Genomic DNA, 13,612 nt, shown 5'->3' with positions numbered 1-13,612 from the left:
TAGCTTTTCCGGTAAAATTTAGTGTACTTTTTTAATACGGTCTAAGTCACGCTTGTTGTCGCGGTCTTTTATCGTTTCGCGCTTGTCAAAGTTTTTCTTACCGCGGCAAAGGGCAATGTCTAATTTGGCCAGTCCTTTTTCGTTGGTAAAAAGACGCAGCGGAATAATGGTAAGCCCTTTATTCTGCATACTTTTTAAAAGACTTTTCAGTTCTTTCCGGTTTAATAACAGTTTGCGCTCGCTTTTTGCTTTGTGGTTGTAGTGCGTGCCATAAAGGTATTCTTCAATATGGGAATTGATCACAAAAAGTTCATGACCGTGAAATTCACAGAAACTTTCGGCAATAGAAGCTTTTCCCAAACGAATAGACTTGATCTCAGTCCCGGTTAATACAATACCGGCGGTATACTTTTCGAGTATTTCGTAGTCGAATTTCGCTCTTTTATTAAGTATGTTGACTGTTTTTAGCATAGGATGGCAAATGTAAGAACAAAAAGCGAATCAGGAAAATTTTAAAGTTTTAATTCCATTCGAAAATAATTTTTATACTATGATTTTTGTCAGTTTTTATTGGATTCAATGGGGCTAATTTTGTCTTGTAAATATTAAACAATCACTGAAATGAAAAAAATAACTTTTTTAGCAATTATCTTTACTTTTCTTGGTGTAAACTTTATGCAGGCACAGGAAAAAGAAAACACACAGCAAGATTTTAAAAAATGGCAGGTTAGACTTAGAGGTATCGGAGTAGTGCCAAATGAAAGTGCAGATATTGGTATTATCGGAGGGGATGTTTCGCTTTCCAATACGATCGTTCCGGAACTGGATTTCTCATATTTCTTTACTAAAAATATTGCTGTAGAATTGATTTTAGGAACTACAAAACACGACGTACATACGGTAGGTTCGGATATTTCAGCTGTTGGCGGTCCGACTAAAGCAGATGTCGATTTGGGTTCTGTTCGTTTACTGCCACCTACTTTGACTGTTCAGTATCACTTTTTCCCATTGGGCGAAAAAGTATTCAAACCTTATGTAGGAGCAGGATTGAACTATACGTTCTTCTATGATGTAAAAGAAGGAAATACTGTAAAAGATGTAAAATATGATAATGCATTAGGGTATGCGGTTCAGGCTGGTTTTGACTTGATGCTGAATGATACTTTCTTCATAAATGCCGATGTAAAACGTTTGTTCCTGAAAACGGACGTAACGGTTGATGCTTCAAACCTGGCACCAGGGCTGAGTATTCCGGCAGATGTAAAAATTAATCCTTGGATATTGGGATTAGGGGTTGGAATGAAGTTCTAATATCCGGGATATAATAGTTGGTTTTTTGATCAAGAAGACTGCCATACGGCAGTCTTCTTTTTTTTATAATTTCAGAAGGGAATGTGTTACTTTACCGTTTAACAGGGTTACCATATAGAGGTTGCCAAAAATGGTTTCGTCAATTTCCGTATATTTTTGCTCCCCGATCAGCAGGTTTACAAAATTGGGTATGGAATTGCTGTGGCCGACAACCAAAACGGTTTTACCTTTTGTTTCCTGTTTAAACTTTTCAATGTCCACGTTCTTGTGGTTGTATATCTGAATCGCTGTTTTGTTCTTTTCGGCCGTTGGTGCGGCCGTCTGTCTGGTTCGTTTAAAATCAGAACTGTACACGGCGTTAAACGGAATGTTCGAAAAAATAGCACGCTAGGCCAATGCTCTTTCCCTGCCGGCTTCCGATAAATCCGGATCTTTGGAATTATCGACCTTTTCGGCATGCCGGATCAAAAAGTAGGTCGTGGGATTATCCTGCGAAAAACCGGTCTGAACGATGCATAATACAAGAAAAAGGAATAATTTTTTCATGGTTTCGAATTTTGGTTAAAGGTAGCATTATTTTAGGAGTGCCGCCTGTTGAAACCTCACAAAGCGCGAGCTTTTATTGGATTAAAATACTTTTTTGGTAAAAATTGTTACATTTCAATAATGTTTGTGTTAAAATTATTGTTATTTTTAGAGAATGTAACCCTTAAATCTAATGAATAATGAAAAAAAACTATTTTAAGTTAGCTTTATTAGGCATGATCATTTTTACCGCCTGTTCCAGAGACGAAACCAGTTCTACAGCACAGGACGAAAGTTTGCTAACCTTTCAAAAAGACACGCTGTCAAGGGCAGTGATCAATTCCCGGATTGATGCCATCAGCAGTACCAAAGGAAGCTTCCACTGGAAAGATGGCGGCTATCAGTTATTGTGGAGTGCTATAATCAGAGGTGATAATATGGTTACCATTGGTTTTGGCGAAAATGCCGATGATTTCGTCGGACAGACCTCCAAAAAAGGAAAAGAGATCAAAACACGTTTAAAAAATATTATTCTGGACTCTGAAAAACGTTCGGAGCGGGAAACAATTATTAAAGAAGATGCCGATCTGAACCAGATTGATGTGGTTATCAAAAAAAGAGAAACACTGGAGGCTTTATTAAAAGAAGCGAATATACGCTATATCGAACCGGCGAATTACCGTTATTTTGATGCGGCACAGGAACGTCCGGTTTATGGCGCGGAAGTGAGTTCCAGTTCCGGATGCGGATTTGCTTCGGCTACGATCGCTACAGCCGATTATACTACGATTGCTCCCAATGCAAGAGTGCCGTGGAATTTTTACAAACACAATATTCCGGGTGCCTGGAGTTACAGTACCGGAAGCGGTGTTACCATTGGTGTGGTGGATACCGGATTGTCGCCACAGCAGACTTTAATGGGCAGCAGCTTTAATACCGGCTATTCTTCCGGAAGAACAGTACAGCGTTTTGGCGTTTATGTGGATTCAGTTTGGCCATGGTCTACCGGATTTGACGGTCCGGACGATCAGTGTGGTCACGGAACCAGTATGGCCTCTGTTGCCACAGCACCCAGAAACAACAGCGGTTTACCGGTGGGTGTAGCCTATAATTCCAGCCTGATCGTGTACCGCGCGGCATCGAATGTGGTCCTGGACGGTTATCATGAGCAGGAAGGCGTGAAATTAGCCTTTACAGCGTTAGGCAATAACAGTAATGTGAAAATCATTTCCATGTCTATGGGGCATATTATTTCCATTGGAAAAATTGAAGACGGTGTGAAATATGCCTATGGCAAAGGCAAACTTATTTTCTGTGCCGGAGGAACTTCCACGAGTTTTACCAATTTTGCAGGCGTTATTTTCCCGGCTTCCATGAATGAAGCAGTTGCGGTAACGGGAGTGAAAGAAGGGCAAACGGTTCAGGAGTGTGATGTGTGTCATAAAGGTGGTAAAATCGATTTTACCATTGTAATGGAACGAACAGGAACAAACAACAATGTTCCGGTATTGAGCTATTATAACAACCAGGCCAATTATGTGGGCGGTTCTTCGGTAGCAACAGCAACTACAGCGGGTATTGCGGCTTTGGTCTGGGCTAAAAACCCGGGCTGGACAAGAGATCAGGTACTGAATAAAATGAAACAGTCTTCCAGTTTCTATCCAACTAAAAATGCTAATTTCGGCTATGGTAATATCAATGCACAGTTAGCGGTACAATAACAAAAGAAACAATATCCATAAAAAAACCATCATATACTTATGATGGTTTTTTGTTTATGATTTATTGCGTAATGCATAAATATAACTGTCTGAAAAACGTCCGTTCCAATAAGTGTCTTCCCTGAAATGACCTTCTCTTATAAAGTTGTTCTTTTCAAGCAGTTTCCAGGAGGCATCGTTTTCCGTATCGGTAATGGCAATAATGGAATGCAGTTTCAAGTCGTCAAAGCCATAGGTAATTGCTTTTGTCAAGGCTTCCTGAATGATCCCTTTTCGCTGATGATCCGGTGAAAGCATATAACCTATTTCTGCTCTGTAATTTTCCGGCTGCGGGCGGAAGTATCCGATCAGGCCGATAACTTTATCCTCGCCTTTTAGCGTAATGGCCCAGTTCAAACATTCGTTGGTTAGCCGCAGTTCTTCCATATATTGAATATGCGCAATGGCATCATCAATATTTTTAGGCAATTCCCGGGGGATATATTGCATGGTTTCCGGGTTGGAACGAAGCAGGAACATCTCCTGGCCATCTTGTTCTGTGATTTGTCGCAATCGTAATCGTTCCGTTTCCAGTATCGGGAAAGGGGAAAAGTTCAAATCGAGCATATTAAACGAATTTAAATTGGAACTAAAATTAGTAAAAAACAGGCTCGTTTGGACAATTTTTTTAGCGTAACATCGAAAAATGTCCTTTAACAACCCTTCCGGTATCGAATGTAATTGTAAACCAGTAATCGGTCGAAGGAAGATCCTGTCCGTTATACACTCCATTCCAGCCGCCGCCGCCTTTAAAGAAATACAACAGCTTGCCGTAGCGGTCAAAAATAGCCACTTTGGCATTCGGATACCGGCTCAGGTACGGAATTCGCCATACGTCGTTATAACCATCACCATTGGGTGTGAAGAAACGGGGATAGTCTAAAACAAAGAATGTTTTGCTTACGGTAGCACATCCTTTGGCGTCTTTTATATATACGATATATTCTCCGGGTTCAAGATTGGTAAATGTAGGCGAACTCTGGAAAGTAGCATTATCTAATGAAAATTCATAAGAACCCGGTCCCTGGTAGTTAACTGTTGCCGAATTCTGGTTGAAATTAAAGTCATTTACCGTTATTGAAAGTATCGTTGCCGGAGCAGAGGCCGCCACGGTAAAGGTCTTGGTAACACTGCAACCGTCGGCATTGGTGATTTTAACGGCATAACTTCCTGCCTGGTCTACCGTGATTGTCTGGGTAGTTTTTACCGGATTTGTATTCCATTCGTATGTAAATCCTGCCGGAGCGCTTAGTATTACGGTACCGCCCGGACAGATGGTTTTGGTTTCATTCTGAATATTGGCACCGTTAAAACTGTTTACAACTAAGGTTACCGGTGAAATACCGTAACAGTCGGAACCGTTAACCACCCGGGCATAAATAACCTGCTGATTCGGAGTGGTATTGATGTATGGGGAGCTTAACGGGCTGGTAACAGACAAGGCATTGTCTATGGTTGCAAAATACTGAACATTGGCACCAGCCGGTAATCCTGTAAATAATGGCGTTATGGCATTCAGGTCGAAAGCGGTTCTACCATCCAGGGTACCATCGTTATCACATTGTTTTTGTGGCGGTAAGGTTGCAATTGTATTGTTCGCTACCTGTAGCGTTACAGTGGCATAAGCCACACAGTTATACTGGCTGATAATTCGTGCTGTAACCGTGTCGGTGTTGGCTGTAGTGTTCTGATATGCCGTAGGATTAGCAATTAACCCGGTTAAATTCTGGGCATCCTGAAGCGTAGGGTAATAATTTATGGATGTGGTTGTTCCCGCAGCAATAGTGCTTTTAATATCGTTATCGGCAAGCGTTAAATTGAATTTTGTGATACCGTTCTGGGTAGCATCGTCACATTGTATTAAAGTGGCATTATTCGGGGTTAACGGGTCGGTATATTCAATGACAATCTGGCTGCTGGAAGTACAGTTGCCACCTGCTGTTGTAATGGCAGTTTCCACGCGGTATGTTCCCGGCTGCGTTACGGTATAAGTAGGGTTGGTTGCTCCGGGAATGATGGTTGCAACATTATTCTGAACGGTATACCACTGGTAAGCGTTTACTCCGGTTTGGGTTGCATCTATAGTGACATTTTCGCCGTGACAAACCGGATTTCCGGTTGCGATTAAGCGATCCGGACCCAAATCGGTTTCAATATTAAAACTACCGCCTTTCAGGAAGATAGCCGAGTCATAGTATTGATTTCCCTGATCGGCTATTACAAGCTTGATGTGATAGGTGTTTCCGGGAATTACGGTTGCTTCCGCTCTTAGGGTTGCTGTCTGGCCGTTGTAGTTAGTAGGACTCTGCACCTGGTTGAAGCCGCCAAAATACTGGGCATTGGCTTCCGGGCAAATGGTTCCGGGACCGCGAACGGTGGTTACTTTTACCGGAATACTCGTACCCGGTACAACTGCTAAGTTCTGGTATTGCTGGGCTCCGGTTTCTTTTAACAGGAAAGCAAAACCATCGGAATAATTACATTGATTCGGACTCGGGCTGGTTAAATACTGTTCGGATGCAAAAACATAGTCGAAACTCATTTTATTGGAAATCGGAATAAAATCAAACTCCAATACCGTAGCATTAATCGTGTTGTTTTCGCCAATAGCCTGCTCCAGATCCTGATCACCTGCCCAACCGGAAGGCCCTTCGCTCAGAATAGAAGCATTAGGGCCAACAGCCGAAACTGCTTTTCCGGTAGTAATGATAATACCGTCATTGAACGGGAAACCATTGACTCCCTGGAAATAGCCGTAACTTTTTTTTCCGTCATTAAACGTGTAACCGTTTATGGAAATATTGGATACCTGGGCACAAGAACTGTTAAAAAGCTTGTCCCGGACTAACTGGTCGTCTGTGTAATTTTCAGTTACCTGAATATATTGAGCAAAAATTGTTGTTGAAAACAACAGTAAAAGTGCTGTTAAGTAGCGGTTTATATATACATGCATAGTAACCGCAAAGATACTATAAATCTCGTTTTTTCAGAATTTTATAGGACATTAACATAAAAATAACGGTCCAGGTAATCACAATGATAATGTCGCCGATTTGCACGCTATAGTCTTTTTCAAGATTTGCCCCGCTTATTGTTGCTCCTAACTGGTTGATTACGGAAAGCCTGGTAAACGGTTCTTTGATCAGGTTGCTCATGGATTCCAACGGGAAAAAACGGCTTACTTTTTCGTAAATATCGGTACCCTTAAAGATTTGCCATCGCATTAACCCGATCGCTATGGATTCGATGATGCTCCAAACCAGCAGGAAACCCAAGGCAAAAGCGGAACGTTTTACCAGTATTCCTAAGAATAAACAGAAAGAAAAGAAAGCGGTCAGCCGGATGAAGTAGGCAAAAAGATATTCCATGTCTGAAAAAACAATGCTAAACTCATTGTAGGAAGAATAGCTGTATCCCAAAATAAGCGACAGTACAAACACAAAAACAGTCGAGCCGAAAGCAAAAAGCAGTACGGTCAGGAATTTGGATTTGATGAATTCTTTTTTGCTTAAACCATCGATGAGGTTTTGTTTTAACGTACCGTAGCTGTATTCGTTTGCCATCATGGAAACGATTACAATAGCTAAAAACAGCTTTAAAATGGAGGCAATCCAGGTGTTGAAGTGCCAGATATAAGGGAAATTAAAAATACCCTGTTCGGCAATATGCAATTTGAAATTCCCAAATTCAAATTTTATCGTAGCAATCAGGGCTATAAAGGAAAGCAGAATAAAGTAGCACAATATTAAAACCCTGCTGGCTTTATTTTTCCATAGTTTTTGAAGTTCGATATCTAAAAGACGTTTCATAATGTTGATTTGTTGATTGATGATTAACGGTTGTTGGTTAGTTGTAAAAACTGTTCTTCAAGACTGTGTTTGCGTTTAACCAGGTGGTTCAGTACAATGTTGTTTTGAAATAAATGCTGGTTAAGTGCCGAAGCTTCCAGCGGAGCTTTCAGGTAAACAAAAAGTTTTCCGTCTTCTTCATCAATTTTTTCAACGGCATCAATTTTTTCTAAAACAAGTTTTAATGCGCTGTTGTTTTCAGACTGTAATTCGAAAAAGCCTTCATTGGAAATAATTCCGTCAACCGTTCCGGTATATAGTATTTCCCCTTTGCGAAGAACCACTACATGCGAACATACTTTTTCCACTTCGTCCAAAAGGTGAGAGGCTAAGAGAATGGTGGTGCCGTTAGCAGCAATAAATTTGATAATATCCCTGATCTGGCGGATTCCCTGCGGATCCAATCCGTTTGTTGGTTCGTCCAGGATCAGGATTTCCGGATCGTTCAATAAGGCCGAAGCAATGGCAAGCCGCTGTTTCATACCCAGAGAGAACGTTCTGAATTTGCTGTCTTTTCGCTCCAGTAGTCCCACGACTTCCAGTTTTTCTTTTACTTTGTCATAATGAATGTCTTTTATCTTGCAAACCAGTTTCAGGTTTTCTTCAGCGGTCAGGTACGGATAGAAGTTCGGACGTTCGATTATAGCGCCTACTTTTTTTAATGCGTGGTGCGTATCTAATTTTCCGTCAAACCATTTGTAGCTGCCGGAGGTTTTGTTGACAACATTCAGGATGATTCCCAGGGTTGTGGATTTTCCGCTGCCGTTAGGTCCTAAAATGCCGTAAACATTTCCCTTTTTAATTTCGAAAGAAACGTTTTTAACAGCATGTACACTGCCGTAGCGTTTGTCTAAATTTTCAATGGTAAGTATTGTTTCCAAAATGGTGCTTTTTTGATTGATTAGAGATAAGACGAGGCACTTTGCAATTTGTTACTTAAAAAAGTAAGATATTATTGGTAAGGAATTACTGAAGGATTTCCGATCTGGAAATTCTGCAGTCCAAAATCATTATTCTTAAAAGAATTGGTTTTGAAAATATTGTCGCCGGCACCCGGAATACTTGGGTAAAAGGCAAACGACAGCTGAAAGCTGTTAAAAACAAGGTAGTCGTTACTGATCAAAACGCCCAGTCCGAATTTGGAGTACAAACGGTTGGAAAAAAGGTGGTCCTGATCCCCCAGCATTCCGAATGAGAAGTTCGCAAAAGGGCTGAAACGGAAGCCGTACCAGCTGCCCGGCATATAGGACTGGGTTTGGAAGGTCATCTGGATTTTCCGGTTTCCGTAAAAATCAACACTGTCAAATCCCTGAATACCGTTGTTTCCGGAAAGCGTCAGCAAATCGCGGTCCGTTTGCAAACGGTGGCTGCCGATGATAAATTCGGGTTTGATGAACTGCCGGAATTTCCAGCTGCCGTATTCGATGAGTTTTGTGAAATAGTTGACTTCAAAACGAAAAACACTCTGCTGGGTCAGTGAACCGTTAAAATACCCGCCCCATTCCACAGTGGTGCCTAAAAAGCCGAAATCATGGTAGTCGCCAAAGGATACCCGCGATCCCAGGTACAATCTTTTAAGGCCGTTTTTCTGATGTATACCGGTCGTGATCGAATAGACTCTTCCAACCGGAACGTCTTCAATAATACCATAGTTAAACAGATAGCGTTCCTGTACGAAGCTTCGGGTTGTGATACCGATACTGGTAAGGTACAATTTGGTATTGGCAAAATAGTTGATGGAATCGTATTTTACATCGGGTTTCTCAATAAATTTTGAATTGTAAAAACGGGCGGTCGTGACCAGGTTGGTAATGCGGTTGTCTTCCGATCGTCCTTTAAAGATCCGGAAAGCATGTCCGCCCCAGAAATTTTGGGATTCGGTTTTAAAGTTTTGAAAAATGGTATTTGCCGTACCGTTTTCATCAAAAGTACCGTCTTTGAACTCTTCCTTGTGGAAGTTCTGTTCGAAGCTGTAACCGCCTGCCCAGCGCGTTAACGGGGAGAAAAAACTACGTTCTACGGCAAACCCCTTGATGTAGTCGTCCTCCAGTCCGTATTCATAGCGCAATACCGTATTGATATAGGTATTCCGGATATTGGGAATCGTATATTTCGCACTGTAAGCACTTTTATTATCGGAAAAACGCTGCTTGAAGTTGTTCTCAAATTCATGTCCGAGGCCTAAAAAGTTTCGCTCGGTTATTTCCAGATTGCTCTGGGAACCGGTAAAGGCTCCGGTAGGGATAAAACTCCAGGAATCGAGTACGCGTACAACCACGTCAATAGAATCGGGGCTGTTGGTGGCAACCGGTTTGATCGTAACGCTTCTCACGTACCGCTGACGACGAACCAAACGTTCCGATTCCCGCATTTTAAGGGAATCGACAGTTTCATATTTTTTAAAAAGCAACAGGTTGCGAACCGTCCAGTTTTTGGTTTTAATGTGAATCCTGTTACCAAAACGTTCAATCCATTTATTGGGCGTTTCATCCTCATTGGTAACTGAATAGCCGAAAGGATCCAGTGTTTCAATCCTGATCTTGCGGATAACTTTTCCTTCAAACGGCAGGTAAGACATCGGTTTAGCCGGCGGTGCGGCTTTGATTTCTTTTCTGGGCGTGGTAACGCTTCGGGTTGGCCGGAAGATCAGCCGGTGTATAAAACGGGTAAATTTTTTCTTTTTGGAAAACTTCTCAATATCCTGGTAAATAGCCTTGGAAGAGTCTACTTTGGTTTTTGTGTCCTGAGCATAACCTTGTGGCAGCAGCACAAAAAAGAGGAATAGGATAGGGAGTGTTTTTTTTAACATTTGCAGAAAAACCTATATTTAAAGATATAAAAATAAATTTATGAACGAAAAAAAATGAATGTTGTTATGCGGGAAATAAAAAAGAGGCCGAATCCGACCTCTTTATTTTTAGCTTTTTTGTTCTTTATTGAAGTAAACAAGGTAGTAATACATCTGTTTTTCTTCGTCCCAGCCTTTTTCTACAAATTTTTCAGCACTTTCCGGATTAATGAAATCCAGTTTGATTTGAATGTTGGTATCCAGCTGGATAGTGTTTTTCATTTTTTTACGGGCATCGGAAACCGCTGCATTCGCAATCGGGAAATTGGTCAGGTCTTCAATACTGTATTTTTCCCCTTTGTCTACTTTGTAGTTTTTGAACTCCGAAATCAAATCGGGATTGTCAATTACTTCATTTAAAAAGTTGGTTTCTTCAAACTCGTCATTTTTAGCGAAGTAGTTTACCGAACGGTTCATGAACATTACCTCTTCTTTTTTGTCTTCTGCCGGAAGTACTACTTCTTTCGCAAAATCCTGGCAGAATTTCAGGTATTTTTTAGTCTTGAAGTTTTCATCCTGAAACGCATCTACAGAAAGGAAATGCTCCAGCCAGTAACGCGCATCATAACGGTTGCTGTCTATGGTCAGGATTTTGTATCCTTCTTCTTTTTTGTAGTTGAAAATGATACAGCCTTTATCCAGTTTGTTCAGGTTGATACCTTGTTGCAGTATCATCTCCAGAGTAGATTCTCTTTCTTCAAACTGAAGGAAATCGGCTTTTAACTCACTTTTGAAAATACCGATAGCATCCACCACATTGTTATCGATGGATACATTGGTTAAATACGTTACATATACCTCACCGTTTTTAATGTGCGGGTGGTTGGACTGTTCAAATAAGTGTCTTGTTATTTTTTTAGAAACGTCGTGTATGCTTCCCGGATTAGTGAAAATCTCGTTGGAAAAATTGAACATTTCATTATAATCCAAATCAACATCATGGGCAAACTGAAAATAATTTTCTTCTTTTTCCCGGAATGGTTTAAAGAAATATTCCTTTAGTAAAGGCATGATCTCGTCATCAATACCATAAGGTGTTTCGGATAAAAAGATGGCTTCGTTACGGCTTTTATTTCCTACTCTGTGAATAGAAAGATTGTCGATGTGGGTGTTGAATAAGTTTATCATTGTTGTTAAATTTGGTACAGGGCAAACGGAATCAGGTCAGAAAATAACGGTTGTTATTTCCGTACTCATCGAAGCATGAAAATAGCATGCCGCTTACGCTGTGTATTTTGCTGAATTGAGATTTGTTATAATAATATATGCCGCCATAACGGCATTCGAATTTCGGAAAGCGACCGGTTATCGTTTGGAAACAAGCTTACAGGCCGCAGTGAAATTAGTTCCAGTTTTCTTCAAACCCCATATCGTTGAAACTGTCGTCTCCGTCGAACATGTCGAAATCTTCGTCGTCAAAATCATCTTCAAATTCTCCATACATATCATCGTTGGATACAATTGGCGAATTAAAATCTTTTGTAGGAGCATCTGTTGGAAGTTCTCCGTGAGCGAATAATAAATCAGGATACGTCACACCGTTTTCTTCGTCTTCAACAGCAGCCAGTTCCACAAAGAATGTCCACATATTAAGGAAATCGTAAACGTAAATGATTTTAGTACTGTTTTCATCTAAAATAGAAGAAAGCGGGTAATCAGCCATGGTTTTTTGTTCACCGGGAACATCTCCGGTATCAAATAATGGAATTTCATCTTCCTGTGTCCATTCGTCATCACAGGTGTAAAAAGAAGCAATTTCCATTCCGTCAAAGCCAAAGGCATTAACAATAGCGTTGTGTAAATCCTCTAAAGAATTATCTTCAAGGATCGCAATATCTCTGAATATATCTTCCTCAGCATCGAGTATTACTCTGAATTTATAAACCATAACCTTTTTTGTTTTTTAAAAAGCCAAAGTTACGTTTAATCCTTTTTAATCCAATTAGTGTTGATAATTTTTTAGTTAAGTTTTATAAGTTTCTTGTTTACAGTGCTTTATTGGCTAAAGGGGATGAGCCGGTACAAAAGGAAAAGAAAGGGTTTACGACTTAATAAATTTATACACAGCCTGATTATCGGTAATTATAAAATAAATTCCGGTGGCATATCCGGAAACGTCAATTTTCCAGTTGTGCTGCTGTTGGGCATTGCGGTACATTTCCTGTCCGACAGTATTCACAATACGAATGCCGGAAGCCGGTTCGTTATTGGTAATGTTCAGTACCGTTCCGGCAGGATTGGGATAGAGCATAAGCCCGGCTGTGGTAAATGCAGCAGAGGTTAAGGTTCCCAGGTCGATTTGTTTTTCGATGATTTCCACACAACCGTTACGAAACGCTTTTAAGGTGACGGTTTTCTGTCCGCTGCTTGTAAAAAGGTGCACCGGATTGTTTTCGGATGAGGTTGTTCCGTCTCCGAAATCCCATTCGAGTGCTGTAAAGTTTGCGGCAGTATTGGTGAAATGTACCGTATTGTTATTGTGCTGGTATTCAAAATTAGCGTGAAGGTCGAACGTATTGATGCGCCATTGCGGTTTATTCGGTAACACAACCTGATCGGCAATATTGTGAAAATAGGTAGCAGTATTAGGGGTTACATTACCAAAGGCAATGGTTCCGGTTACCGGTTCCTGGAAAATGGCGGCAAACATGGTTGCTGCAACAAGATAAGAGCCGTTCAGATTCGGGTGGATATCATTGTACGTTCCGTGCAAAAGCAGATCCTGCTGGGCGGTATAATGCATCCGGGCACTTTCTCCAGCCGGAACAAACGGAACGTGCAGGTTATCGGCCATTTTGGTAAGCGAATCTTTGATGCGGGTCTGAATGGTAAAATAGGTTGCGTAGTTGTTAGCGGAAGGAACGCCATACGGGATTTCATATAACAGTACTTTGGCACAGGGACTGTATTTTTTTATGGAATCGATCAGCATCCGGCCTCTTTGGATGGTCTGGTTTACAGATGCAGTGGCACCGGCCGATTCGCCGGAACCCGGTTGCAGCACTACCGCATGCCATACTTTTTCCCGGAAAAGATTGTACACGGCAGCATTGGCAGCATGATCTGCAAATCCGGCACCGCCAACGGCATGCATTTGTGTGGTTACATTTTTTCCTTTATTGTTAGCGATATCTTTAAACAATACCGGCATATCGTTAAAGTAAGTAATGCTATTACCGACAAACAGGATGTTTCGGGATTCATTCTGGGCATGAACAGCCGTATAGAACAGCAATAACAGTACAGCCGGGAAATGTATTTTTAGTTTCATTAATGCGTTTTTATTGAATTTTGGTTTACAATTATAAGGTTTTTGTATG

At 41.0% G+C, this 13,612-nt stretch carries 13 protein-coding genes; 2 read left to right on the top strand and 11 right to left on the bottom strand.

Annotated elements, in window-relative coordinates; genetic code table 11:
* Positions 1 to 18: 18 nt before the first annotated feature.
* Entirely contained in the window at positions 19 to 471 is a 453-nt protein-coding gene (gene smpB, locus BGO42_RS16165) for an SsrA-binding protein SmpB (RefSeq protein ID WP_177735578.1), read from the bottom strand.
* 150 nt (positions 472 to 621) lie between these two features.
* On the opposite strand from smpB, the gene BGO42_RS16160 reads away from it, so the two are divergent.
* Complete coding sequence (locus tag BGO42_RS16160; RefSeq protein WP_273243663.1) at positions 622 to 1,311, top strand: OmpW/AlkL family protein; 690 nt, start codon at positions 622 to 624, stop codon at positions 1,309 to 1,311.
* A gap of 63 nt (positions 1,312 to 1,374) precedes the next feature.
* Here BGO42_RS16160 and BGO42_RS16155 read toward each other — a convergent pair whose 3' ends face one another.
* A complete protein-coding gene (locus tag BGO42_RS16155; protein ID WP_273244129.1) occupies positions 1,375 to 1,680 on the bottom strand; it encodes a phosphoglycerate mutase family protein in 306 nt (101 codons plus the stop codon).
* Between the two features lie 18 nt (positions 1,681 to 1,698).
* Positions 1,699 to 1,857: a hypothetical protein gene (locus BGO42_RS16150; protein ID WP_273243661.1), complete on the bottom strand. Its 159-nt coding sequence runs from the start codon at positions 1,855 to 1,857 to the stop codon at positions 1,699 to 1,701.
* Between the two features lie 179 nt (positions 1,858 to 2,036).
* Between BGO42_RS16150 and BGO42_RS16145 the strand changes: the two genes are divergently transcribed.
* The gene (locus BGO42_RS16145) at positions 2,037 to 3,557 is read left to right on the top strand and encodes a S8 family peptidase (protein WP_177735572.1); all 1,521 of its coding nucleotides are present in this window, start codon (positions 2,037 to 2,039) and stop codon (positions 3,555 to 3,557) included.
* 54 nt (positions 3,558 to 3,611) lie between these two features.
* Here BGO42_RS16145 and BGO42_RS16140 read toward each other — a convergent pair whose 3' ends face one another.
* The 8 genes from BGO42_RS16140 to BGO42_RS16105 form a co-directional block, all read right to left on the bottom strand.
* A complete protein-coding gene (locus BGO42_RS16140) occupies positions 3,612 to 4,163 on the bottom strand; it encodes a GNAT family N-acetyltransferase (RefSeq protein WP_273243659.1) in 552 nt (183 codons plus the stop codon).
* Between the two features lie 61 nt (positions 4,164 to 4,224).
* Entirely contained in the window at positions 4,225 to 6,549 is a 2,325-nt protein-coding gene (locus tag BGO42_RS16135; RefSeq protein WP_273243657.1) for a T9SS type B sorting domain-containing protein, read from the bottom strand.
* 16 nt (positions 6,550 to 6,565) lie between these two features.
* Positions 6,566 to 7,405 (bottom strand): ABC transporter permease, encoded by an 840-nt coding sequence (locus tag BGO42_RS16130; protein ID WP_177735566.1) that lies wholly within the window; start codon positions 7,403 to 7,405, stop codon positions 6,566 to 6,568.
* A gap of 23 nt (positions 7,406 to 7,428) precedes the next feature.
* Positions 7,429 to 8,325, bottom strand: coding sequence for an ABC transporter ATP-binding protein (locus tag BGO42_RS16125; protein WP_273243655.1), 897 nt, complete (start codon positions 8,323 to 8,325; stop codon positions 7,429 to 7,431).
* Between the two features lie 71 nt (positions 8,326 to 8,396).
* Positions 8,397 to 10,253 (bottom strand): BamA/TamA family outer membrane protein, encoded by a 1,857-nt coding sequence (locus BGO42_RS16120; protein WP_273243653.1) that lies wholly within the window; start codon positions 10,251 to 10,253, stop codon positions 8,397 to 8,399.
* A gap of 108 nt (positions 10,254 to 10,361) precedes the next feature.
* Positions 10,362 to 11,420 (bottom strand): nucleoid-associated protein, encoded by a 1,059-nt coding sequence (locus BGO42_RS16115; RefSeq protein ID WP_177735560.1) that lies wholly within the window; start codon positions 11,418 to 11,420, stop codon positions 10,362 to 10,364.
* Positions 11,421 to 11,634: 214 nt separating this feature from the next.
* Positions 11,635 to 12,180, bottom strand: coding sequence for an IS1096 element passenger TnpR family protein (locus BGO42_RS16110; RefSeq protein WP_177735558.1), 546 nt, complete (start codon positions 12,178 to 12,180; stop codon positions 11,635 to 11,637).
* Between the two features lie 153 nt (positions 12,181 to 12,333).
* Positions 12,334 to 13,563 carry a T9SS type A sorting domain-containing protein gene (locus tag BGO42_RS16105; RefSeq protein ID WP_273243650.1) on the bottom strand — a complete coding sequence of 410 codons (1,230 nt, stop codon included), beginning with the start codon at positions 13,561 to 13,563 and terminating at the stop codon, positions 12,334 to 12,336.
* Positions 13,564 to 13,612 lie beyond the last annotated feature (49 nt).

It is taken from the genome of Flavobacterium sp. 40-81 (assembly GCF_001898245.1).
GTDB classification, from domain to species: domain Bacteria; phylum Bacteroidota; class Bacteroidia; order Flavobacteriales; family Flavobacteriaceae; genus Flavobacterium; species Flavobacterium inviolabile.
This window is presented reverse-complemented; position numbering and strand designations above follow the sequence as displayed.

Coding starts and splice junctions, on each gene's coding strand:
- smpB (WP_177735578.1), bottom strand. CDS start 471: ATGCTAAAAACAGTCAACATACTTAATAAAAGAGCGAAATTCGACTAC.
- BGO42_RS16160 (WP_273243663.1), top strand. CDS start 622: ATGAAAAAAATAACTTTTTTAGCAATTATCTTTACTTTTCTTGGTGTA.
- BGO42_RS16150 (WP_273243661.1), bottom strand. CDS start 1,857: ATGAAAAAATTATTCCTTTTTCTTGTATTATGCATCGTTCAGACCGGT.
- BGO42_RS16145 (WP_177735572.1), top strand. CDS start 2,037: ATGAAAAAAAACTATTTTAAGTTAGCTTTATTAGGCATGATCATTTTT.
- BGO42_RS16140 (WP_273243659.1), bottom strand. CDS start 4,163: ATGCTCGATTTGAACTTTTCCCCTTTCCCGATACTGGAAACGGAACGA.
- BGO42_RS16135 (WP_273243657.1), bottom strand. CDS start 6,549: ATGCATGTATATATAAACCGCTACTTAACAGCACTTTTACTGTTGTTT.
- BGO42_RS16130 (WP_177735566.1), bottom strand. CDS start 7,405: ATGAAACGTCTTTTAGATATCGAACTTCAAAAACTATGGAAAAATAAA.
- BGO42_RS16120 (WP_273243653.1), bottom strand. CDS start 10,253: ATGTTAAAAAAAACACTCCCTATCCTATTCCTCTTTTTTGTGCTGCTG.
- BGO42_RS16115 (WP_177735560.1), bottom strand. CDS start 11,420: ATGATAAACTTATTCAACACCCACATCGACAATCTTTCTATTCACAGA.
- BGO42_RS16110 (WP_177735558.1), bottom strand. CDS start 12,180: ATGGTTTATAAATTCAGAGTAATACTCGATGCTGAGGAAGATATATTC.
- BGO42_RS16105 (WP_273243650.1), bottom strand. CDS start 13,563: ATGAAACTAAAAATACATTTCCCGGCTGTACTGTTATTGCTGTTCTAT.